The following is a 22579-nucleotide window of genomic DNA, read 5'->3' as shown; positions in this document are numbered from 1 at the left end:
TCGGGAGGGCTTTTTTCATCCGCGCATTCAGGCTCCGGCCGATTGCGCGGCGCGGGCGGAGACGCGGGCGTAGAGATCATCCCCCCAGCCCCTGACCTCGCCCGTGAACAGCGTTTCAGGCGGGACAACCTCCGGGCCGGCGCCGGGCGGCAGGGGCGGACTGAAATAGCCCAGCGCATAGCTGCCCATGGAATAGCCGATCAGCCGCTGAAGCTCCGCCGGCAAAGTGGCTGCGACTTCCGGCGGGCAGGAGAGGTATTGGTTCTCCTCCTGCCGCAGCCAGCCGAGGGAATAGGTGATGTTGATGCCGGCCCGGTCGCCGTCCGATACATTCGCGCCGCCGGAATGGATCACCGAACCTGTATAGATGATGACAGAGCCGGCCTTCATTTCGGCATAGGTGATTTCGTCTTCTTCAGCGGTGCGGCCGTCTTCCCACAAATGGCTGCCGGGGACAACGCGGGTGGCGCCGTTCTCACGGGTGAAATCCGTCAGGGCCCAGATCATGTTGAGCTGCGGTTCGATTGCGCGGGGCACATATCCGCCCCAGGCGAGCCGGTCGCGGTGCAGCACCTGCGCGTCTTGACCTGGCTTGATGCGGATGACCTGCGTGACGTGCAGCTGGAACCGCTCACAAAAGGGCGCGAGGAATTTTTCCGTCGCGCCGAGGATGAGCGGGTGCATCACAAGTTCCCGGCAGGCGGGCGAGCGGGCGACCAGCGCGCCGGTGCGCGTCGTCAGATGGCCGGTGAAATCATCCTGGCCAACGGGCGTTGCCTCGATATACGGCGCCAGCTCCGTCCGTACGCGGTCGAGCAGGGCCGGCTCCATCAGCCCGTCGATGATGACGGCAGCGTCCGCGGCAATGATGGCAAGCACGTCTTCCGGCGTGGCGGTTGCCGGCAGGTGGCGCAGGGCAGGCATGGCAGGTCTCCTTCACGTGTCAGGCAGCTGGAGGGGATCGATCAGGGGGCTGAGCATCAGTTTCAGCATGGCGCGCTGGCGCTCAGGCGGCCAGCATTCCGGCTCCAGCGTGGCCCGCGTGCCGATACCGTCGATGGCCGCAATGATGGCGGCGGCAAGGTCGCGCGGGGCATCCGTCAGGCGGGCGAGCTGGTCGGCAAGCGCGGTCTCGATATCGAGATAATACTGGGTGTGGATCTGCCGCAGCTTTTCGGAATAGGGCGCGCGGCCCCAATAAGCGAGCCAGACGCGCCATTCCCGGCGGCTCTCATCGCAGAGCGGCAGCGTCTCCGCGATGTCCTCGAAAGAGGGGAGCCCTTCCGGCGGGCCGATATGCAGCATCAGCCGTGTGCACACTTCCTCCAGCGCAGCCGCAAGGACGGCGTCCTTGTCGGGAAAGAAATGCGCGATGGCGCCGGTCGTGACCCCTGCAGCACGGGCGATGTCGGCAAGGCGCGCGCCTTCCAGCCCATGCTCGGCAATCGTATCGACAGCGGCGCTGGCGATGGCGCGGCGGCGTTCTTCATGATCGACTATTTTTGGCATAACGGTGATAATAAAAAAATTCTGGGGCGAGTCAAGCAGGATTTGAGGGCAAGCGCGGGTGGGGAGAGTAAGCGGACAGGGCGACCGGGACCTGCGAAACCCACGAGACCTGTGGAACCTGTGGGAGCGGGTTGGGCGGCGGTGTTTGCGCGCCACATTTCCCGGCGGCGCAAAAGCCGCTAACGCCTGCGCGCATGACACCCGCCCCGCTCACCCGCACCCGCGCCCTCGCGCTTGCCTGGCCGATCATGCTGGCGCAGATGGCGACAGCGACGACCGGCATCGTCGATACCGCAGTGATGGGCCGCTATGGCACAGCCGCCGAGCTGGCTGCGGTGGGCCTCGCGGCGGTTGTGTTCAGCTTCCTCTATTGGGGCTTCGGCTTCCTCCGTATGGCAACAACCGGCCTCACTGCTCAGGCCGGCGGGGCGGGCGACGGGCCGGAGGCGAATGCCATCCTGAAGCGCGCGCTGATGCTGGGCGGCTGGCTAGGCCTTGCAATCCTGATCCTGTTTCCCGTCCTCTCCTGGGCAGCGCTGGAGCTGTTCCAGGCCGAGGCGGAGGTGGAGGAAGAGGCGGCTGCCTATTTCTTCGCGCGGATCTGGGGGGCGCCCGCCGCGCTGATGGTCTATGGCGTCACCGGCTGGCTGATCGGCACCGGGAGCACGCGCGCGTTGCTGGCGGTGCAGATTGTCATGAACGGGGTCAATGCCGGGCTCGACTGGGCCTTTGTGGCGCTGCTGGACTGGGGGCCGGCGGGCATCGGGGCGGGCACGGCGATTGCCGAATGGGCAGCGCTCGCCTTCGGGCTTTACTGCGTCCGCGCGGGCCTCGCCCCCGGCGCCCGCGTTTTCGACCGGGCGCGCCTCGCAGCAATGTTCAATGCCAATCGCGACATCATGATCCGTACACTGGCGATGCTGTTCATGTTCGCATGGTTCGTCAATTCCGGCGCCCGGCAGGGCACGGCGACGCTGGCGGGCAACCAGGTGCTTCTGCAGTTCATCGCGGTCTCCGCCTTCGTGCTGGATGCGTTTGCCTTCGTGGCGGAGAAGGAGGCGGGCGCCGCCTATGGCGCACGCGACCGCGCCCGGCTGCTGCGCGCCATGCGGATCACCAGCGAACTGGCCGTGGCCTGCCGCATCGTCTTTTCGCTCCTGTTCTGGCTGGGCGGCGGGGCGGTGATCCATGCCTTTATTCTTGATCCCGCCGCACGGGACGCCGCGCTCGCCTATCTGCCCTGGTGCGCGGCGGTGCCGCTGATCGGCGTCGCCACCTGGCAGATGGACGGGCTGTTCCTCGGTACCACGCAGGGCGAGGCCGTGCGCAATGCGGGTCTCCTCGCGATGATCGCTTATCTGTTCACGGATGTTCTGTTTGCCGCGCCGTTTGGCAATACAGGCGTCTGGGCGGCGTTCCTGCTCGGCTATGCCTACCGCGCCGGGGCGCTTGCGCTTTACTGGCCGCGCCTGATGGGGCGGCTGGCCCCGGCCTGATCAGCCAACCTGATCAGGCAACCCGATCAGAATGGCACGTTGGGATCGTCTTCGCCCTGGCCGCCGATGGCGAGGCTGGCGAAGTCGAAGATGCGGGCGTCATGCAGATGGCTCGGCCGCACATTGGCGAGGGCGCGGGCCATGACCTGCCGCGTGCCGGGCTTCTTGCGCTCCCATTCATCCAGAAGCTGTTTCATGGCGACGCGCTGAAGCCCGTCCTGGCTGCCGCAGAGATTGCAGGGGATGATGGGGAATTCCATCGCCTCGGCAAATTTCGCGAGATCATCTTCAGCGGCAGTGATCAGGGGACGGAAGACCTGCACATCGCCCTCGTCGTTCAGCAGCTTTGCCGGCATCGCGGCGAGGCGGCCGCCATGGATGAGGTTCATCATGAAAGTGGCAAGCGCATCATCGCGGTGATGGCCGAGCACGATCGCCTCGCAGCCCTCCTCCCGCGCCACGCGGTAAAGAATGCCCCGGCGCAGGCGCGAACACATCGAGCAATAGGTCCGTCCCTCCGGCACCTTTTCCGTCACGATGGAATAGGTGTCCTCGGTAATGATCCTGTACGGAACACCATTCTTCGCCAGCCAGTCTGGCAGGATATGTTTCGGAAAGCCCGGCTGGCCCTGATCGAGATTGCAGGCGAGAAGATCAACGGGAAGCGCGCCCTGCCATTGAAGGTCGAGCAGCACGGCGAGGAGTCCATAGGAATCCTTGCCGCCGGAAAGACAGACCAGCCATTTCGGGCGGGGCTTTTCGCCGGTCTCAATCGCGCGCCGGTCGACGAGGCCATAATCGTGAATCACCTCCTGCGCGCCCCGCACGAGGCGCTTCCTCAGCTTCTTGAAGCTGACGCTCGACGGCGTGTTCGCAAACAGCGGCAGGACAGGGGAGAGGGCGGTGTCGGGCATGGAAGGGCTGTGCCATGAGGCGGGGTGTGCGGCAAGGCCCCCTTCCGTGTCATCCCGGACATCGCGCAGCAATTATCCGTGACCTTGTTGGTGCAGCGCGCTTGGAGAGCTGGTCCCGGATCACCGCTGCGCGGTGTCCGGGATGACACGCTTAATTGGCCGGGGCGAGGGCCTGTCTTTCGAGCCACCCGTCAAAATCTGCCAGCGCCCGAACCGCCTGTGCCCGCTTCTTCGCCCGGCCCTTGTCCTTGCCGCGGAGGCGTTTGCCAGTCTCATCCGTCTTCGGATAATCGGTGATGTCCGGGAAGAGGCCGAAATTGACATTCATCGGCTGGAAGGTCTGGCCTTCGCTCAAGTGCCCGCCAGTGATGTGGTTGACGAGGGCGCCGATGGCTGTGGTTGGCGGCGGAGGTTCGAGGCGGCGGCCGAGGCGTTCGGCGGCGGCGAGGCGGCCGGCGAGCAGGCCCATTGCGGCGCTCTCCACATAGCCCTCCACGCCCGTCACCTGCCCGGCAAAGCGCAGGCGCGGCATCGTCTTCATGCGGAGCTGGTTGTCGAGCAGTTTGGGGGAGTTGAGGAAAGTGTTCCGGTGGATGCCGCCGAGGCGCGCGAATTCTGCATTCTCGAGGCCAGGGATCATCCGGAAAATATCCGTCTGCGCCGCATATTTGAGCTTGGTCTGGAAGCCGACCATGTTCCACAGCGTGCCCAGCGCATTGTCCTGCCGCAGCTGGACGATGGCGTGGGCTTTCACGGTGGGGTTATGCGGATTGGTGAGGCCAACGGGCTTCATCGGGCCAAAGCGCAGCGTCTCGCGCCCCCGCTCGGCCATCACTTCGATGGGCAGGCAGCCCTCGAAATACGGCGTGTCCTTTTCCCAGTCTCGGAACTCGGTCTTGGGGGCCGCCAGCAGCGCATCGAGGAAGGTGTTATACTGTTCCTCCGTCATCGGACAATTGATATAGGCCGCCGTGTCGCCTGAGGGGCCGGCCTTGTCATAGCGGCTCTGGCGCCAGGCCTTGGTCATATCAATCGAGTCGAAATAGACGATGGGGGCGATGGCATCGAAGAAGGCGAGATCGGCCTCGCCCGTATGCGCGCGGATCGCTTCGGCGAGGGCAATCGAGGTGAGCGGACCGGTCGCGACGATCACGCTGTCCCACTCCTCCGGCGGGATGCCGGCGATCTCCTCGCGCAGGATGGTGACCAGCGGATGGGCTTCGAGCTTCGCCGTCACGGCCTCCGAGAAGCCCTCCCGGTCGACCGCCAGCGCGCTGCCGGCGGGCACCTGATGGTCCCTTGCGGTAGTGATGATGAGGCCGCCGGCGCGGCGCATTTCCTCATGGATCACGCCGACGGCGTTGGAGGTGTGGTCATCCGAACGGAAGGAATTGGAACAGACAAGCTCGGCCAGCTTGTCGGTATGGTGGGCATGAGTCCCGCGCACGCCCCGCATTTCGTGCAGGATGACGGGAACGCCGGCGGAGGCGATCTGCCAGGCGGCTTCGGAGCCGGCCATGCCGCCGCCGATCAAATGAACAGGTTTCAGGGTCATAGGGGGCAAATGAGCCCCGGCCCGCGGCGCGTCAAGATGGCGTTTGCGGAGCGGGGGCGCGCGGCCTAAGTCTCGCGGGCACAGTTTCCAGACCCCGAGCGAGCCTGAAGAATGACCCGGCGTATCGAAATCCTGCCCGTTGCGGCTGAAAGCTGGCGCCGGGGGCTGCAGGCGATGGGCGCCGTTTATCCCTGGCTGCTGCTGTTTGCGCTGGCGGGCGGGATCTATGCGGCAGGGCTGTATTCGGATTATGGTCTCTGGTTGCCGCTGGCCGGGGCAATCGCGAGTTTCGCCGCCGGGGTGGAGCTGTCGCGCCGGATCTATGCGGCGCTGGGCCATGGCGCAGCGGGCGCTTACATGCCGCTCGCCCATGCGAACCTGGCCGTCTATGTGGCCTTCCTGTTCATGGGCTTCTTCGTCGGATTTTTCCTGCTGATCCTGCCGGGCATCCTGATCGAGGCGGCGGGACAATACGCGATCGACAAGGATTCCCCGCCCGAACAGGTGCAGGAGGCGTTCGTGGCAATGCTGGGCACGGCCTATGGCGCGGCATATCTGGCGGTGGCCGCAGTGGGCGCGGCCTTCCTCGGCTGGTCGGCGCTGCGGCTGACCGTGTTTGGCGCGGCCACAGCGGCGCGGGGCGAGGCGATGGTATTCCGCACCTGGCGCTGGACGCGGGGCAATGTGCTGGCCCTTGGCGTGGTCAGCTCCTTCACACATGTGATGCCGTTCCTGGCCGGCCTTGCTGCCAATTTCGCCCTGCAGGCGGCGCTGCCGGATACGCTGACGGGGCATTTCCTGGCGGGCATGGCGGGCATCCTGCTGTTTGCGCCCTTCCTGCTGGCCGGGCATGGGCTCGCGGCGGCAGCTTTTGAGCGGCTGAGGCCGGAAGAATCGGCGCCGATTGATGAGGCGGACGGTTCCAGCTAGGGCTGTGCCTCAGCTTTCGCGGAGCCCCCTGCCATGTCCTCCGGGTTCACTTTCGAGCGGGCGCTCGCCTATCCTTTCGCTGCGCCGCATTTCAACACCTTTCCCTGGGCCTTCGGCGCGGCTTATGCGGCCAGTTTCATGGCCGTGTTCACGATCATCGCGGTGATCGGCTGGCCGGCGTTGTCCGGCTGGGTTTCGGCAGTGGCCACCCTTTCAACGGATCCGAGGCCGGATCAGGTGGCCATTATCCTGAGGAATGCCGTCGTCTCGCTGCTGCCGGTCGGCCTGATCGGCGGGGTGGCCACCTGGGTGCTGTGGGCGATGTTCGAGACGGCCTCGCAGCGGCGCTATATCTGGGGCAAGCCCTTCTCGCTTGGCTTCGGCGCGGACGAGGCGCGCATCATGGTGGTCGGCTTACTCTGGGGGCTGATCGGCCTGGTGATCTATGCGCTGCCGGCGTTCTTGATTGTCGGCGGCCTCCTTGGCGCGCTTCGGACTTACCTTCAAGGCGCGCAGGATGACACCTTGCCAATTGGGATAATCGGATCATCCCTGGTGGTGAGTTTCCTGGTGCTCCTGCTGTTTCCGCTCTATGTGTTTGTGGCGACGCGCCTGGCGCCCTGTTTCGGCCTGACGGTGAAGGACGGGCGAATCCGGTTCTTTGAGGCCTGGGCTGTCTCGCGCGGGCGGTTCTGGCCGATCCTGATGGCGTATGTGATCCTTGTCCTTGGCGGCGGGGTCCTTTTCCAGATTGTCCAGATCACCGCCCAGTTGATGATGGTGCCCGTCTTTGCAGGCGTGATCTCGACCGAGCCGGAAACACCGGCTGAGGTCTTCGCCATCCTGGCATCGCCGGGCTTCCTTGTGCCGCTGGCGATCTACATGTTCGTCGTCCTGTTCGTGCAGGGCGTCATCCAGCATGGCGTGAGCGCGCCGGCGGCGCTGGCGGCGCGCAATGATCCGGCCGGCAGCGTGGATGATCTCGGCCGGATCCAAGCCTTCCACTGACCCATCGGAGACCGAAGATGGACATGCGCCCTTTCACGATTTCTAACGCGCTCACGCACGCCTTCTGGACGCCGTCACCGCGCGGCTCTCTGCTGGTTTTCGCGGCTGCCTATGTGGCCGGCTCGATGGCGATGCAGCTTGTCGGCCTCTTTACGCAAAGCGAAGTCTACGCCCTCTATCTGCGGGCTTTTGTCGATGGGGGAGGCGATTTCACACCCTATCTGGACGACCTCGAAGATGTGAGCGGCCAGTCGAACCTGGCGTCTTTGCTGTTGATGCCGCTGGGTTTCCTGGTCTGGGTCGTGTTCGAGGGAGCGAGCCAGCGCCGCTATATCCGCTGGGAGGGATTCAGGCTTCGCCTCGGCGCGGATGAGGGGCGCCTGGCGGTGGTCGGTCTGATCTGGTTTGCGCTGATCATGGGCGCGTCGATTGCCGGGGTGATTGCGATTTTTGTGTCGTTCGGGATCGGCGCGCTGATCGGCGGGATAACGGCGGGCAGCGGGCTGGCGCTGGTCGCGACACTGGTGTTCGGGGCCGGGATGGTCTGGGTGTTCGCCCGTCTCTCTCCGGCCAGCGCGCTGACCATCCGTGACCAGAATATCCGCTTTTTCGAGGCCTGGTCTGCGACGAAGGTCTGCGCGACGCCGCTTTTCCTCAGCTATCTCGCGCTCGCCGCGATGATCACAATTCTCTACTTCGCCGCGATGTTTGTGATGCTCGTGATGGCGATTTTGCTACTCGGCCCCGCCGCGACGGGGGACGGGGCGAATGCCGGCACGATCCTCGCCGCAATCGGGCAGCCTGGATTCTGGGTTCCGATGGGGATTGCCCTGATCGCGCTGAGTTTTGCCGGCGCAGTGATAACCCATGTTTTTGCCGGCCCTGCCGCGCTGGCGGCAAAGACAGACCCGAACTGGATCGGCGAGGAAGGCGTGCCTGGCGCGTTCAGCTAACGGCCGGGGCGGGGCGCCTATTTGGCGCCTGCGCCGGCCTTGGTCTTGCGGGCGGCGGGTTTGGCTTTTGGCTTCTCGGCGCCTTTTGCGTCAGCCGTTCGGGCCGCCGCCTTTTCGCGCTTGTTGCGGGCGGCGCGGCGTTCGTCCTGCCGGCGGAAGGTTTCGGCCAGGAAGCGGCCGGTCCAGCTTTCCGGGATCACCGCGATGTCTTCCGGCGTGCCTTCGGCCACCAGCCTGCCGCCGCCATCCCCGCCCTCGGGGCCAAGGTCGAGCACCCAGTCAGCCGTCTTCACGACATCCAGATTGTGCTCGATCACGACCACTGTGTTGCCCGCATCGACGAGTTCATGCAGCACTTCCAAGAGCTTCCTCACATCCTCGAAATGCAGGCCCGTCGTCGGCTCGTCGAGGATATACAGTGTACGGCCGGTTGCGCGTTTTGACAGTTCCTTGGCGAGCTTCACGCGCTGCGCTTCGCCGCCTGACAGCGTGGTGGCCTGCTGGCCGACCTTGATATAGCCGAGGCCGACCTGGTTCAGCGTGTCGAGCTTCGAGGCAATCGCCGGCACGGCGGAGAAGAATTTCGCCGCATCCTCCACCGTCATGTCCAGCACATCAGCAATCGACTTGCCCTTGAACAGGACCTCCAGCGTCTCGCGGTTATAGCGCTTGCCCTTGCAGGTCTCGCAGGTGACGTAGACATCGGGCAGGAAGTGCATCTCGATCTTGATGACGCCGTCGCCCTGGCACGCCTCGCAGCGCCCGCCCTTGACGTTGAAGCTGAACCGGCCCGGCGCATAGCCGCGCGCCTTGGCCTCCGGCAGGCCGGCGAACCAGTCGCGGATCGGCCCGAAGGCGCCGGTGTAGGTGGCGGGGTTGGAGCGCGGCGTACGGCCAATCGGCGACTGGTCGATGTCGATGACCTTGTCGAGATGCTGCAGCCCCTCGATGCTTTCATAAGGCGAGGGCGCATCCGACGCGCCATTCAGCTTGCGGGCGAGCGCCTTGTAGAGCGTTTCGATGATCAGCGTGGACTTGCCCCCGCCCGAGACGCCGGTGATGGCCGTGAAGGTGGCAAGCGGGATCGAGGCGGTGACATTCTTGAGGTTGTTGCCGGTCGCGCCTTTCAGCGTGATGCGGCGCGAGCCTTTCACCACCGGGCGGCGCTTGGGAATGGCGATCTCGCGCGTGCCATTGAGATAGTCCGCCGTCAGACTTTTCGGGTTCGAGATCACCTCTTCCGGCGTGCCTTCGGCGATGATCTTCCCGCCATGGACGCCGGCCGCCGGGCCCATATCGATGACGTGGTCGGCAGTGAGGATCGCGTCCTCGTCATGCTCCACGACGATCACGGAGTTTCCAAGGTCGCGCAGCCGTTTCAGGGTTTCCAGAAGCCGCTCATTGTCGCGTTGGTGCAGGCCGATGGACGGCTCGTCCAGCACATAGAGCACGCCGGTCAGGCCGGAGCCAATCTGGCTGGCGAGCCGGATGCGCTGGCTTTCCCCGCCGGAGAGTGTGCCCGAGGCGCGGTTCAGCGTCAGGTATTCAAGGCCCACATCATTGAGGAAGACCAGCCGGTCATTGATCTCCTTCAGGATCCGCCCGGCGATCTCGTTCTGCTGTTTGGTCAGGGATGTGTGCACGCCGGCAAACCAGTCGCCCGCCTTGCGGATGGAGAATTCGCCCGCCTGCGAAATATCCAGGCCCGCAATTTTCACCGCGAGGGCCTGCGGTTTCAGCCGCTTGCCGCCACAATCCGGACACGGCGCAGCGGACTGGAACTTGCCGATCTCCTCGCGCACCCAGGCCGAGTCCGTTTCGCGGTAGCGCCGGTCGAGATTGGGGATCACGCCTTCGAAGGTCTTCTTGACCTTGTAGCTACGCATCCCGTCATCATAGACGAACTGGATTTCCTCCTCCCCGGTTCCATAGAGGATGATGTCGTGGACTTTCTCCGGCAACTTGTTCCACGGCTTGCCGAGATCGAACCGGTAATGGGCCGACAGCGCCTGCAAGGTCTGCGTCTGATAAGGCGAGGTGGACTTCGCCCAGGGCGCGATGGCACCGTTCAGGAGGTCAAGGTCCTTGTCCGGCACGACGAGGGCCGGGTCGATCTTCAACTGTTCGCCAAGGCCATCACAGGACGGGCAGGCGCCGAACGGATTGTTGAAGGAGAAGAGCCGCGGCTCGATCTCCGGAATGGAAAAGCCGGAGACGGGGCAGGCGAAATTGGCGCTGAAGGTGATGCGCTTCGGCTCGGTTTCGCCCGGTGCGATGTCGGCATATTCGGCGACCGCGATGCCCTGCGCGAGACCGAGCGCGGTCTCGAAACTTTCGGCGAGGCGCTGCTCCATGCCGGCGCGCACGACGATCCGGTCGACCACCACATCGATGTCATGCTTGAATTTCTTGTCGAGCTTCGGCGGGTCTTCCAGCTCATGGAACTCGCCGTTCACCTTCACGCGCTGGTAGCCGTTCTTCAGCAGCTCGGCGAATTCCTTGCGGTATTCGCCCTTGCGCCCGCGCACGATGGGGGCGAGCAGGTAAAGCCGCGTGCCTTCTTCGAGCGCCATCGTCCTGTCGACCATCTGGCTGACCGTCTGGCTCTCGATCGGCAGGCCGGTGGCGGGCGAATAGGGAATGCCCGCCCGCGCCCAGAGGAGGCGCATATAGTCATAGATCTCGGTGACCGTGCCGACGGTCGAGCGCGGATTGCGGCTGGTCGTCTTCTGCTCAATGGAGATTGCGGGCGAGAGACCCTCGATACTCTCCACATCCGGCTTCTGCATCAGCTCCAGGAACTGGCGCGCATAGGCCGACAGCGACTCCACATAGCGCCGCTGGCCCTCGGCATAGATCGTGTCAAAAGCCAGCGAGGATTTGCCCGAGCCCGACAGGCCGGTCATCACCACCAGCTGGCCGCGCGGGATATCCACGTCGATATTCTTGAGATTGTGTTCCTTGGCACCGCGCACGCGAATGAAGGGGGATTCGGCCATGAGAGAGGGTCGCTATCGGGATCGGGAGGGAGGAGACGCGGAAGTTTCTATATGTGTGGCGCGAGTCTGTCTTGACGACAAGAACAAAATGTGAACGATTGGAGTCAACTGTATTTCGGGGGGCGGCGGGCGGTGGAATTCATCCGGCGTCAGGCGACATCGCCTGCCGGGCAGGGTAGAACAACTCGAATCGAATTCGAAACAGATTTTCAGCGCGGAGGGCCCTCATGGCGGGTTCAGTCAACAAGGTGATCCTGATCGGCAATCTCGGAGCCGATCCGGAAGTGCGGCAGTTCCAGAATGGCGGGCAGGTGTGCAACCTGCGCATTGCGACGTCAGAGACCTGGCGGGACAAGGCGACCGGCGAGCGCCGGGAGAAGACCGAGTGGCACGCCGTGGCAATCTTCTCCGAAGGCCTGATCAAGGTGGCGCAGAGCTATCTGAAGAAAGGCTCCAAGGTCTATCTCGAAGGCAAGCTGCAGACCCGCAAATGGCAGGACAAGGACGGCAATGACCGATACACGACCGAAATCGTGCTGCAGGGCTATGACGCCAGCCTTGTGATGCTTGACGGGCGCGGCGAAGGCGGCGGCGCAGGAGCCGGCGGCGGGCGCGAAACCGGCTATTCCGGCGGCGGCGGGCGCCAGCAGATGAGCGGGCCGAAAGAGACCTTCAACCAGGACCTCGACGACGAGATCCCGTTCTAGGGGTCTCAGGATGGGTATGGGCCGCGCCATCGCCGTTCACAAACAAGGCGTTCTGGCCGGGTTGATGGCGGCGGCGGCCCTGCTGCTGGCGGCCTGCGCGAGCCCTGTCTGCTGCGTTCCGGCGCCGGTGAAGGATCCGCTGGAGCAGGCGCTGCTGGCCGAGGGCGTAAATCCTGCGCGGTCGGCGCTGGTGATCTACCGGCTGGAGGATGAAAAGCTGTGGGCGAGCGGCGGGGCGCGCATCCGCGAACGCTTCACGCCGGCTTCCACCTCGAAGATTCCTCATGCGCTGCTGGCGCTGGAAACCGGCGCCGTGACCGGCCCGGAGGAGCGGTTTGAATGGGACGGCGAGACACGCTTCGCCGCCAGCTGGAACGAAGATCAGGATTTCGCCGCCGCCTTCCAGCGCTCGACCGTCTGGATCTACCAGATCGTCGTGCCGCGCATCGGGGCGGAGCGCCTCCGCGAAGGCCTTGCCGCGTTCGATTACGGCAACGCCGACATTGGCGGGCCCGGCCAGATCACACGCTACTGGCTGGAAGGCCCGCTGGCGATTTCGGCGTCCGAGCAGGTGGCGTTCCTGTCGCGGCTCGCCCGGCGCACCCTGCCGCTTTCGGCGCGCACTTATGAGCTTGCCCTGCCGCTGATGGTGCTCGCGGAAGGGGAGGGCTGGACGCTCTATGGCAAGACCGGCTGGAAAAGCGTGCCCGGCCAGACGGATATCGGCTGGTTTGTCGGCTGGCTGGAACAGGCGGGTGGCGAGGCCCCCGGCACCTACACCTTCGCCCTCAATATGGACATGCCCGGCGGCATGGAAGAAGCGCCGAGGCGCCGCGCGGCGGTCGAACGCGCGCTGCGGGAGATCGGGGCGATGCCTTGATTTTTCAGGGTTCGGGGTGGTGCACCTCCACCGGCTTGAGCCGGTGTCGCTGCACCCTACGAGCGTCCCGAAACTGTAGGGTGCAGTGAGGCCAAAGGCCGAAGTGCACCACGCTCACCCCCGATAAATCTCCACAATCTCGCTCGTTTCATTGCCGCCGACTTTCAGCGCGCCGCCGATGACGTGGATGGCGCCGTCCAGCGTCACGGCGCCGAGGCCGTGGCGGGGGTGGGGCATGGGGGCGATGGCGGCCCAGCTGTCGGTGGCCGGATCATAGACCCAGGCTTCGGGATAGACCCCGCCGCCATCATTGAAGAATTCGCCCCCGAAGGCGTAGAGCTTGCCGCCGAGTTCTGCTGCGGCGAGGCCGCCTTGCGCCTGCGGCATCGGGGCGGCGTCCCGCCAGCGGTCTTCGGCCGGATCGTAAACTTCATGGACGGCGGTGTTGCCACCCGCCACGCTGCGCCCGCCGACGATGTGGAGCCGGCCATCGATGACTGCGCCGGAGGCGGAATTGCGCGCCGTCGGGCAGGGGGCGGCCTCCCGCCAGCGCCCATCCGTGGCGTCGAGCACGAAATGATGCGTCTGGTCGGTCTGGTCCTGCCAGCTGGCATTGCTCTCGCCAGCAGGGGAGCGTCCGCCCATGAAATGCATCAGCCCCGTGCCGCCGACGAGCAGGACGGCCTCGGCGCTGCGGGCCGGCAATTCCGGCGCAGCCTGCCAGTTGCCGGAGGCCTCATCCAGAATCCATCCGGTGGACTGAGCCTGCCAGATCGCCTCGGCGGACGGGGATTCAAAGCCCCCGATGACAAACAGGCGCCCCGCGAAGCTGATCAGGTGCGGATGGTGGCGGGCCGCCGGCAGGGCCGGGGCGGGCTGCCAGCAGCGGCCATCGGGGCGCCAGACATGATGGGCGGCGGTCGGCCCGGTGATGCGGCCGGCTTCGGCGATGAAGCCGCCGGCGAGGTGGATCGCGCCATCATGCAGGCATGGATAGATTTCCTGCACCGGGAAAGGCAGCGGATCCCCCATCGACCAACCTTTCGGGGCGGGCTCCGGGCCATTTGCGAGGAGGCTTTCCGGCGCGGCGCAGGCGGCGGCAGCAAGGGCGGCGCCAAGGCCGAGGCACGCCTCGCGCCGGCTGGGATGAAACTTCAATGAATTCTGCATGTTACCCTCCCGATCAGATGAGGCCCAGCCGGGGCCGGATGCCCGGAAATCACTGCAAAAACCGGAGCCTGGACGGTAGCGGCGCTCGGGCACGGCTGCTAGGGTGAAAGCCAGTAAATTGGCGATTCGGACACAGTTTTTCCGCACGTCGCCCGAAACACCCAGAAGGCCTTTCCATGAGCGATCCGACCACCCCTCCGGACGAGCCGGAAACCCCGGAAAATGGCGCCGGCGCACCCCCGCCGCAGGATGGCATCGAGCCGATTTCGATCGAGGCGGAGTTGAAATCCTCCTATCTCGACTATGCGATGAGCGTCATCGTCAGCCGCGCGCTGCCGGATGTGCGCGACGGGCTGAAGCCGGTGCACCGGCGCATTCTGTTTGCGATGAATGAGGGCGGCAACACGCCGGACAAGCCCTATTCGAAATCCGCGCGGATCGTCGGCGACGTCATCGGCAAATACCACCCGCACGGCGACAGTGCCGTTTATGACGCGCTGGTGCGCATGGCGCAGCCTTTTTCCATGGGTGTGCCGCTGGTCGACGGGCAGGGCAATTTCGGCTCGATCGACAATGATCCGCCCGCCGCCATGCGTTACACCGAAAGCCGGATGACGAAGGAGGCGACCTATCTGCTCGCCGATATCGACAAGGACACGGTCGACTTCCAGGACAATTATGACGGCAAGGAACGCGAACCGGTCGTGCTGCCGGCGCAGTTTCCGAACTTGCTGGTCAATGGCGGCGGCGGGATCGCGGTTGGCATGGCGACCAATATCCCGCCGCACAATCTGGGCGAGGTGATCGATGCGACGCTGGCGCTGATTGATGATCCGGCGATCACCGAGGAAGCGCTGTGTGATATTGTTCCGGGGCCGGACTTTCCGACCGGCGCGCTGATCATGGGCCTGTCGGGCAGCCGCAAGGCGCTGCTGACCGGGCGGGGCAGCGTGATCATCCGCTCCAGGACGGAAATCGAACAGGCAAAGAATGGTCGCGAGGCCATCATCGTCACCGAGATTCCCTATCAGGTGAACAAGGCGGCGATGATCACCAAGATCGCCGAACTCGTCCGTGAAAAGAAGATCGAGGGCATCTCGGACCTGCGCGACGAGTCTGACCGTAACGGTATCCGCGTGGTGATCGAGCTGAAGCGCGATGTAAGCTCAGATGTGGTGCTGAACCAGCTCTACCGGTTCAGCCAGCTGCAGAGCTCCTTCGCGGTCAACATGCTGGCGCTGAATGGTGGCCGGCCGGAGCTGATGAACCTGCGCAAGGTTCTCGAATGCTTCATTGCCTTCCGCGAGGAAGTCATCGTCCGGCGCACGAAGCATGATCTTGGCAAGGCGCGTGACCGGGCGCACGTCCTCGTCGGCCTCGCGCTGGCCGTGGCCAACATCGATGAGGTCATCCGCCTCATCCGCACTTCGCCCGATCCGCAGACGGCGCGAGAGCGCCTGCTGGAAAAAGCCTGGCCGCAGCAGGATATGGGCCCGCTGATCGACCTGATCGCAGACCGGCGCACGCGCCGCGGCGGTGATCCGGACACGATCTATCTCTCCGACGAGCAGGCCCGCTCCATCCTGAACCTGCCGCTCCACCGGTTAACCGGTCTTGGCCGCGACGAGATCGGAAACGAGGCGCGCGGCCTTGCCGAGAAGATCGCGGATTACCTTGACATCCTGCGCTCGCGCAGCCGCATCCTCAGCATCATCAAGGCCGAGCTTGGCGAGGTGAAACAGAAATTTGCCGTGCCGCGCCGCTCGCAATTCGTCGAGGGCGGCGTTGACATGGACGATGAAGACCTCATCGAGGTCGAGGACATGGTCGTCACGGTGACCCATGGCGGCTATGTGAAACGCACGCCGCTGTCGACCTACCGCACGCAGAATCGGGGCGGGAAGGGCCGCTCCGGCATGTCGATGAAGGACGAGGATTTCATCACACGCGTCTTCTCGGCCACGACGCATACGGAGATCCTGTTCTTCTCCTCCGCCGGCATGGTCTACAAGGAAAAGGTGTGGCGCCTGCCCATTGGCGGGCCGGCCTCGCGTGGCAAGGCGCTGGTCAATATTTTCCCTCTGGCCACGGATGAGCGCATTGAAAGCGTGATGCCCCTGCCGGAAAGCGAAGAGGCGGCGGAAAATCTCGATGTGATGTTTGCGACCCGCTCCGGCAATGTGCGGCGCAACCGGCTGGCGGACTTCACGCGCGTCAACCGCGCCGGCAAGATCGCCATGAAGCTGGACGAAGGCGATGGCATCGTCTCGGTCCAGATCTGTTCGGACAAGGATGATGTGCTGCTGACCACCGCGCTCGGCCAGTGCATCCGCTTCCCGGTCACCGATGTGCGTGTGTTCGCGGGCAGGGATTCGACCGGTGTTCGCGGTATCAGGCTTGGCGAGGACGATACCGTGATTTCCATGGGCATCCTGCGCCACATGACCGTCACGTCCGAAGAGGCGCGGGCTTACCTCAAACACGCTGCGGCCATGCGCCGCGCAGCCACCGGCGAGGAAGAGGAAATCTCCGAGGACGAGGACGAGCCCGTCGCCGAGGCGGCCCTGTCGCCGGAGCGGATCGCCGAGCTTGGCGCGGCCGAAGAGTTCATCTTCACCGTGGCCGATGATGGCATGGGCAAGCGCTCCTCCGCCTATGATTACCGGATCACCGGGCGCGGCGGCAAAGGCCTTGTCGCCCAGAATATCTGGGGCCGCGACAAGAAGAATGGCCCGGTCAAGCGCGTGGCCCAGGCCTTTCCCGTGGGGGAGGGCGATGAGGTCATGCTGGTCACCGATGGCGGCCAGCTGATCCGCACGCCGGTCGACCAGATCCGCATCGCCGGGCGCTCAACGGGCGGCGTCTGGGTGCTGCGCACGGCCGATGGCGAGCGGGTTGTCTCTGCGGCGCGGCTTGTGGATGACGGCGAAGGCAGTATGGATAAGGCTGAGGGCTGATTGCTGCAGTGCGGCGCGGACGCTCTCGTCATGTTTGAGAGAGGAGGCGCATGATGCACCGTATCGGACTTTACCCGGGCACGTTCGATCCGCCGACCATCGGCCATATCGATATATTCGGCCGGGCGATGAAGCTCGTCGATACGCTGATCATTGGCGTTGCCATCAATGAGGCCAAGAAGCCGCTTTTCTCGCTGGAAGAGCGCGTGGAAATGGTGCGCTATGAGTGTGCGCGCCTGAACGGGCCGGGCCTTGCCGAGATCAAGGTGATGCCGATGCATGGCCTGCTGATGAAGTTCGCCGAAGCCTGCGGCGCCCAGATCATCGTGCGCGGCCTGCGCGCCGTGCAGGACTTCGAATACGAATTCCAGATGACAGCGATGAACGAGCAACTGAATCCCGACATTGAAACCGTCTTCCTGATGGCCGATGTTCGCCATCAGGCGGTGGCCTCGCGCCTCGTGAAAGAGATTGCGAGCCTCGGCGGCGACATCACGCCGTTCGTTACGCCGGCGGTGAAACAGGCGTTGTTGGAGAAGTACCGGAAATGAGATTGCGCGGAGTTCTGGTGGGTGCCTTGGTGGCGGGTCTGATCCTGCCGGCCTGCGCCGAGGCGGCCGGCAAGGCCTGGACATTCGAAGCGCCGGCAGACCCGGCCGCTGCGCCGGACATGTGGCGCGAAGTGCCCGCAGAGCGGCTTATCGTTTTCGAGACGACCAAAGGCCGTATCCTGATCGAGGCGCTGCCCGAAGTGGCGCCGAACCATGTGGAGCATTTCACCACCATCATCCGCTCCGGTGACTATGATGGCACAAGCTATCACCGCGTGATCGACGGCTTCATGGCGCAGGGCGGGGATATCTTTGCACTGAAGGGCCGCGAGTCCGGCCTGCCCAGCGTGCCGGGCGAATTCACGTTCAGGCGGGACGTTGATGTGATGCCCCTGGAAGCGACCATCGGCCCGGAAGATACGGCGCCTGCAGGCTTCTATGCTGGCTTTCCCCTGCGCACCCAAGCCTCGTTTTTTGCCGAAATGTCGGGCGACAGCAAGGTTGAGAGCTATATCCCGCATTGCCCGGGCATTGTTTCGACCGCGCGGACGAGTGATCCGAACTCCGCCAACGGACAATATTTCCTGATGCGGGGCCATTCGCCCCATCTGGACCGTCAGTATACGGCCTGGGGCCGGGTCGTGTCCGGGCAGGATGTCGTGAATTCCATTAAGGTCGGCCAGAATCCGATGTCGGGTGAAGTGACCAATCCGGACATTCTCAATTCTGCGAAGATTGCGGCGGACATACCGGCCGGCCAGCGGCCGCGGGCCTTTGTCATGCGCACGGATTCCGAAGACTTCCGGGTGCAGCTCGAAGCTGTGGGCGAACCCGACATCTGTACGCTGCCGCCGGTGCCGGCCATTATTATCGAGTGATGTGTCCGCAGGTTCTCACGTGGACCTTTCAGCCTTCGAGTTTGATCTTCCCGAGGCGCTGATCGCGCTGCGGCCGGTGGAGCCGCAGGACGCGGCAAGGCTGCTGGTTGTGCACGGCGACGGGCGGCTGGAAGATGCCGGCGTGCGCGATCTGCCGCGCTATCTCTCGCCTGGCGATGTGCTCGTCTTCAACGATACGCGCGTTTTGCCGGCTGCGCTGAAAGGTGTCCGCCCGGCGCGGGACGGGGCGAGCCGCGATGTGGAAGTGGACCTCAATCTGGTCGAGGATCAGGGCGATGGCCGCTGGCTCGCACTTGCCCGGCCGGGCCGGCGCCTGAAGGAAGGCGACGAGATCCGGTTCGCGGACGGATTTTCCGCCCGCATCCTGGCCCGGCGCGAGGGCGGCGAGGTGCTGATTTCGTTCGAGGGCGGAGGATCAGACCTTCATGCCGCTCTGGACGCGCACGGCGCCATGCCCCTGCCGCCTTATATCGCGCGGCGCCGCCCGGCCGATGCCAAGGACCGCGAAACCTATCAGACGAGCTTTGCCGGGGAGGAGGCCGCCAGCGTCGCCGCGCCCACCGCCGGCCTGCATTTCACCCCGCGACTTCTGGCGGACATCGATGCAGCGGGCCTTAAACGAGAGGCTGTGCGCCTGCATGTCGGCCTTGGCACGTTCAAGCCACTTGAAGAGCGCCACCTCGCCGAAAACCGTCTGTATGAGGAATGGCGGCGCCTGACGCCGGAGGTTGCCGCCCGTCTCAATGCGGCGCGGGTGGGCGGCGCGCGGATCGTCCCGGTGGGCACCACCGCGATGCGCACGCTGGAAAGCTGCGCCGATGCCTCAAGCCGGCTTCATGCCGCGACGGGGCCCACGGACATTTTCCTTAAGCCGGGTGATCCCATCCGAGCAACAGATGCACTGGTCACGAACTTCCACCTGCCGGCCTCCAGCCTGTTCATGCTCGTCTGTACCCTGATGGGAACGGAGGTGATGCAGGCGGCCTATGCCCATGCCATTGCTGAGGGCTACCGGTTCTATTCCTATGGGGATGCGTGCCTGCTGCTGCCGTGACAGGCGCGAAGCGGGCGCTATCCCGCCTTGCGCCTGCCGACGCCAATGAGGCGCCCGGGCAGACTCGTCCACCAGCGCCGCCAGCGCCAGGACCGCGCGAGGCGTAGATCATTCGGCGCATCATCCGTAGCCCTCGGGATATGGATATTGTTCATGCGCGGCCTGTAACGCCGGATCAAGTCTTCCTCGATGCGGGCATGGTCGCGCGGATTGCTCAGCACAAGGACATGCCGCTCCGTGGCGCCGCGCTTCCACCAGGCTTCCCACCAGCGCTCATGCCCCAGCAACCGGGAGCGGAAATTCGCTGCCTTGCCGATATAGAGCGGGAACAGGAAGAAGCCGAAGCGCCGCTGAACGAAGATGTAGATGCCGCCGCCGGGCGGAATGCCCTTGCGCGTCAGCGTGATCTTGAACCGGTAGAGCGCGCCGCTTTCGCCCTGCCAGGTATGCCAGCCGAACAGGAACCAGTTGAGCAGGAACATGATGCGCCTCGTTTACAACTCCCCGGGAGCCTAGCGTGATCCGGGGTTAACAGCGCATTAACCAGCCGCCTCCGCTGGAAGGGCGTGAACGTAAACTTCGTTCAGCGTGATCTGCCCATCCTGCACGAGGCAAAGGTCAAAACCCCGCATGGCGCCGTCCTTGCCGCCCTCGCCGATGGCGCAGTACCAGCGGCCGCAGAACCCGCCCGGGATCGGCCAGGTTTCGTCCGGCGTGTAAATCATCTGAGGTGTCGCCGCGAACAGGCCCTCAAGGTAAGCCCGCAACGCCGCGTGGCCGGAAATTCCGGCCGCCGTGTTCATGTCCTTATAGACCGTGTCCGGAGCATAAAAGCCGATGAGGCGGTCTACATCCTTCGCGCTCCACGCGGCCAGCCAGTCAGCATTGAAGCGGGCAATGTCGAAACTCATGGCGCGGCCTCGCCCAGCACGCGGGCACGGTGGGCCTGCGTGAAGATCTCCGCCGGCGCATTTTCAGGGCCTGCCATGATGGCCACGCCGTGCAGGCCGAGCGTTGGGTCAGCGGCCTTGCGCTCATGATAGAGGCGCCGCCGCTCCCGCGCTGCCTCGCCGAACTCCATATCGAGGGCGGCCTGTAGCTGCCCCGCAAAGCGCAGCCGCCGCATCCGCTCGGCGCGCTCCTCCGCATACGGCCGGAAATCCGGCGCTTCGCCGTCCGGGGTCGACAGGAGGATATCGGACACGATGCGCACATCGCGGTAAGTGATCGACAGGCCGAGCCCGTTGATCGGGTCATTCCATCCGGCGGCATCGCCGACCAGGACACAGCCCTCCGCATACGGTGCATCGGTCCAGCTGTCATTGTTGAAATATGAGTAAAGCGGGCCTGCTGGCGTGCCCTTGGCGATGGCTTCATTCTCCGGCGCGCAGCTCATGCGGAATGCTTCGAGGAAGCGGCGCGCGCCATCCTCGCCGCCGAACCGGCGTTTTTCGGATAGCGCATAGCCGCCATAGACGCGCACGCGCCCGCCGCCCTGCGGAAAGGCAAGGAACCCAAACGTGTCCTCCGTTCCGATCGCCTGGCGCTTTGGATTCCAGCCTTCAACATTTTCGACCAGCAGGCCGGCAAACCAGTGATGGGGTTTGTCCTGATGCAGAGGAATGCCCGCCGCCGCGCGCACGCCCGATTGGCGCCCCTCCGCCCCGACGATCAGGGGGGCCGCCGCGGTCCGCTGCTCGCCGCCATGCGTGAAGGTGACCGATGGCGCCGCGCCGAGCGTTACTGTCTCGACATCCACCGGCCGCAGGCAGTCTGCGCCATTCTCCGCCGCCACTTCGATCAGCGTCTGGCAATGCAGCGGGTGACCAAGGCAGAGCGGCCCCGGCACATCCGGCGCAAAGATGCCGAGCGGCAACGCGGCAGCCTCGCACGCTGCCGGGTCGAGGCTCTCATCATAGGTCACATGGTCGGTCAGGTGGTGCCCGCCGGCTGTGACCAGCAGGTCATAGAGGCCGAGGCGTTTTGTTTCTCCAACGCCCCAGGGCGCGATCCATTCGCCGCGCACGCGGTCTTCAAATTGCGCAGATTTCTCCAGCAGCAGCACCCGCCGGCCCGCCCGCGCCATCACCGCCGCCAGCGCGCTGCCGCCGATGCCCCCGCCGATGATGATCAGGTCATAGGTCATCGCTGTGGTCATGTCTGGTTCCTCCGCAGGCAGGGTAACCCGCCGCCGGCCGCCAACAAACCTTGACGCAGCGTCACTTCAGGCGCGGACAAGTGCGCGAATGGGCGCAAAGCTCTTGCGGTGCACCGCTGAAGGCCCAAGCCGGGCGAGCGCCTCGGCATGGGCGGCGGTGCCATAGCCCTTGTGCGCGGCAAGGCCATAGCCCGGATGAGCGGCGCAAAGCTCTGCCATCCGCGCATCGCGGTGTGTCTTCGCCAGGATCGCGGCGGCAGAGATCGAAGGCTCGGTCAGGTCGCCCTTGATGATCGCCTCGGCCGGCGCGGGCAGGCCGCCGGGCAGGGCATTGCCATCCACGCGGATCAGGCCGGGCCGCAGCGCCAGCCCCTCCACCGCGCGGCCCATCGCCAGGAAGGTCGCCTCGCGGATGTTCATGGCGTCGATTTCCTCAACGCTCGCCTCCGCGATGCACCAGGCCAGCGCCTGTGCACGGATCAGCGGGGCGAGGCGATCGCGCTGTTTTTCCGAGAGTTTCTTGGAATCGGTCAGGCCGTCTATGGGCCGGGCGGGATCCAGGATCACCGCCGCCGCCGTCACCGGCCCGGCCCACGGGCCCCGCCCGGCCTCATCCACGCCGCAGAGGAGAAACGGTTCCTGCATCCGCAAGAACTAAGCCGGAGTCGGACCGGCTGGCGAGAGGCGGGCCGCATTAACGGGCGCGCGGTGCAGGCATATCCGTCCACATCATGAAGATTTCGAGCGCCCTTTCGCAACAGCAGGCACGCCGCCGGGCGGCGCGGGCGCGCGGGATTTGGCGACAGGGTAGCTGACCTTCGCCTTCCCCGAATGACCCG

The 22579-nt window shown here is 65.0% G+C and carries 20 protein-coding genes; 10 read left to right on the top strand and 10 right to left on the bottom strand.

Annotation, left to right across the window (positions count from 1 at the left end):
- Nucleotides 1–27: 27 nt before the first annotated feature.
- A complete protein-coding gene (locus ACK4SV_RS11075) occupies nt 28–924 on the bottom strand; it encodes a phytanoyl-CoA dioxygenase family protein (RefSeq protein WP_409917891.1) in 897 nt (298 codons plus the stop codon).
- A gap of 12 nt (nt 925–936) precedes the next feature.
- Nucleotides 937–1509 carry a TetR/AcrR family transcriptional regulator gene (locus ACK4SV_RS11070; RefSeq protein ID WP_409917890.1) on the bottom strand — a complete coding sequence of 191 codons (573 nt, stop codon included), beginning with the start codon at nt 1507–1509 and terminating at the stop codon, nt 937–939.
- A gap of 194 nt (nt 1510–1703) precedes the next feature.
- Between ACK4SV_RS11070 and ACK4SV_RS11065 the strand changes: the two genes are divergently transcribed.
- The gene (locus ACK4SV_RS11065; protein ID WP_409917889.1) at nt 1704–3005 is read left to right on the top strand and encodes an MATE family efflux transporter; all 1302 of its coding nucleotides are present in this window, start codon (nt 1704–1706) and stop codon (nt 3003–3005) included.
- 26 nt (nt 3006–3031) lie between these two features.
- On the opposite strand, the gene ttcA is transcribed toward ACK4SV_RS11065, so the two are convergent.
- On the bottom strand, nt 3032–3919 hold the full coding sequence (gene ttcA / locus ACK4SV_RS11060) for a tRNA 2-thiocytidine(32) synthetase TtcA (RefSeq protein ID WP_409917888.1): 888 nt from the start codon (nt 3917–3919) through the stop codon (nt 3032–3034).
- A 151-nt stretch (nt 3920–4070) separates the two neighbouring features.
- Nucleotides 4071–5474, bottom strand: coding sequence for a methylenetetrahydrofolate--tRNA-(uracil(54)-C(5))-methyltransferase (FADH(2)-oxidizing) TrmFO (trmFO, locus tag ACK4SV_RS11055; protein ID WP_409917887.1), 1404 nt, complete (start codon nt 5472–5474; stop codon nt 4071–4073).
- Between the two features lie 111 nt (nt 5475–5585).
- Here trmFO and ACK4SV_RS11050 point away from each other — a divergent pair, with 111 nt between their 5' ends.
- Genes ACK4SV_RS11050 through ACK4SV_RS11040 form a run of 3 tightly spaced genes read left to right on the top strand, consistent with a single transcriptional unit; the run spans nt 5586 to nt 8365 of the window.
- Entirely contained in the window at nt 5586–6404 is an 819-nt protein-coding gene (locus tag ACK4SV_RS11050) for a hypothetical protein (protein WP_409917886.1), read from the top strand.
- Nucleotides 6405–6437: 33 nt separating this feature from the next.
- Nucleotides 6438–7412, top strand: a complete 975-nt coding sequence (locus ACK4SV_RS11045) for a hypothetical protein (protein ID WP_409917885.1) — start codon at nt 6438–6440, stop codon at nt 7410–7412.
- A 17-nt stretch (nt 7413–7429) separates the two neighbouring features.
- Complete coding sequence (locus ACK4SV_RS11040) at nt 7430–8365, top strand: hypothetical protein (protein WP_409917884.1); 936 nt, start codon at nt 7430–7432, stop codon at nt 8363–8365.
- Nucleotides 8366–8382: 17 nt separating this feature from the next.
- On the opposite strand, the gene uvrA is transcribed toward ACK4SV_RS11040, so the two are convergent.
- Entirely contained in the window at nt 8383–11364 is a 2982-nt protein-coding gene (gene uvrA / locus ACK4SV_RS11035; protein ID WP_409917883.1) for an excinuclease ABC subunit UvrA, read from the bottom strand.
- A 227-nt stretch (nt 11365–11591) separates the two neighbouring features.
- Here uvrA and ssb point away from each other — a divergent pair, with 227 nt between their 5' ends.
- Both ssb and blaOXA read left to right on the top strand, forming a co-directional pair.
- On the top strand, nt 11592–12071 hold the full coding sequence (ssb, locus tag ACK4SV_RS11030; RefSeq protein WP_409917882.1) for a single-stranded DNA-binding protein: 480 nt from the start codon (nt 11592–11594) through the stop codon (nt 12069–12071).
- A 16-nt stretch (nt 12072–12087) separates the two neighbouring features.
- Nucleotides 12088–12951, top strand: coding sequence for an OXA-1090 family carbapenem-hydrolyzing class D beta-lactamase (blaOXA, locus tag ACK4SV_RS11025; RefSeq protein WP_409917911.1), 864 nt, complete (start codon nt 12088–12090; stop codon nt 12949–12951).
- 114 nt (nt 12952–13065) lie between these two features.
- Here blaOXA and ACK4SV_RS11020 read toward each other — a convergent pair whose 3' ends face one another.
- Complete coding sequence (locus ACK4SV_RS11020) at nt 13066–14121, bottom strand: Kelch repeat-containing protein (protein ID WP_409917881.1); 1056 nt, start codon at nt 14119–14121, stop codon at nt 13066–13068.
- A 176-nt stretch (nt 14122–14297) separates the two neighbouring features.
- Between ACK4SV_RS11020 and gyrA the strand changes: the two genes are divergently transcribed.
- Genes gyrA through queA form a run of 4 tightly spaced genes read left to right on the top strand, consistent with a single transcriptional unit; the run spans nt 14298 to nt 19582 of the window.
- Complete coding sequence (gene gyrA / locus ACK4SV_RS11015) at nt 14298–17078, top strand: DNA gyrase subunit A (RefSeq protein ID WP_409917880.1); 2781 nt, start codon at nt 14298–14300, stop codon at nt 17076–17078.
- 53 nt (nt 17079–17131) lie between these two features.
- Nucleotides 17132–17629, top strand: a complete 498-nt coding sequence (coaD, locus tag ACK4SV_RS11010) for a pantetheine-phosphate adenylyltransferase (protein WP_409917879.1) — start codon at nt 17132–17134, stop codon at nt 17627–17629.
- Nucleotides 17626–18507 (top strand): peptidylprolyl isomerase, encoded by an 882-nt coding sequence (locus ACK4SV_RS11005; RefSeq protein WP_409917878.1) that lies wholly within the window; start codon nt 17626–17628, stop codon nt 18505–18507. The genes coaD and ACK4SV_RS11005 overlap by 4 nt, the downstream gene beginning before the upstream one ends.
- Nucleotides 18508–18526: 19 nt before the next feature.
- Nucleotides 18527–19582 carry a tRNA preQ1(34) S-adenosylmethionine ribosyltransferase-isomerase QueA gene (gene queA / locus ACK4SV_RS11000; RefSeq protein WP_409917877.1) on the top strand — a complete coding sequence of 352 codons (1056 nt, stop codon included), beginning with the start codon at nt 18527–18529 and terminating at the stop codon, nt 19580–19582.
- A 17-nt stretch (nt 19583–19599) separates the two neighbouring features.
- Here the strand turns inward: queA and ACK4SV_RS10995 are convergent, their stop codons facing one another.
- The 4 genes from ACK4SV_RS10995 to rnhB all read right to left on the bottom strand — a co-directional run bounded on the left by ACK4SV_RS10995 (nt 19600) and on the right by rnhB (nt 22385).
- On the bottom strand, nt 19600–20064 hold the full coding sequence (locus ACK4SV_RS10995) for a GIY-YIG nuclease family protein (RefSeq protein ID WP_409917876.1): 465 nt from the start codon (nt 20062–20064) through the stop codon (nt 19600–19602).
- A 57-nt stretch (nt 20065–20121) separates the two neighbouring features.
- Nucleotides 20122–20493, bottom strand: coding sequence for a nuclear transport factor 2 family protein (locus tag ACK4SV_RS10990; protein WP_409917875.1), 372 nt, complete (start codon nt 20491–20493; stop codon nt 20122–20124).
- Nucleotides 20490–21740, bottom strand: coding sequence for an FAD-dependent oxidoreductase (locus ACK4SV_RS10985; RefSeq protein WP_409917874.1), 1251 nt, complete (start codon nt 21738–21740; stop codon nt 20490–20492). The genes ACK4SV_RS10990 and ACK4SV_RS10985 overlap by 4 nt, the downstream gene beginning before the upstream one ends.
- A gap of 66 nt (nt 21741–21806) precedes the next feature.
- Nucleotides 21807–22385 carry a ribonuclease HII gene (gene rnhB / locus ACK4SV_RS10980; RefSeq protein ID WP_409917873.1) on the bottom strand — a complete coding sequence of 193 codons (579 nt, stop codon included), beginning with the start codon at nt 22383–22385 and terminating at the stop codon, nt 21807–21809.
- Between the last annotated feature and the right edge of the window lie 194 nt (nt 22386–22579).

The sequence above is a fragment of the Hyphomonas sp. genome (assembly GCF_046313735.1).
Taxonomy (GTDB): Bacteria; Pseudomonadota; Alphaproteobacteria; order Caulobacterales; family Hyphomonadaceae; genus Hyphomonas.
This window is presented reverse-complemented; position numbering and strand designations above follow the sequence as displayed.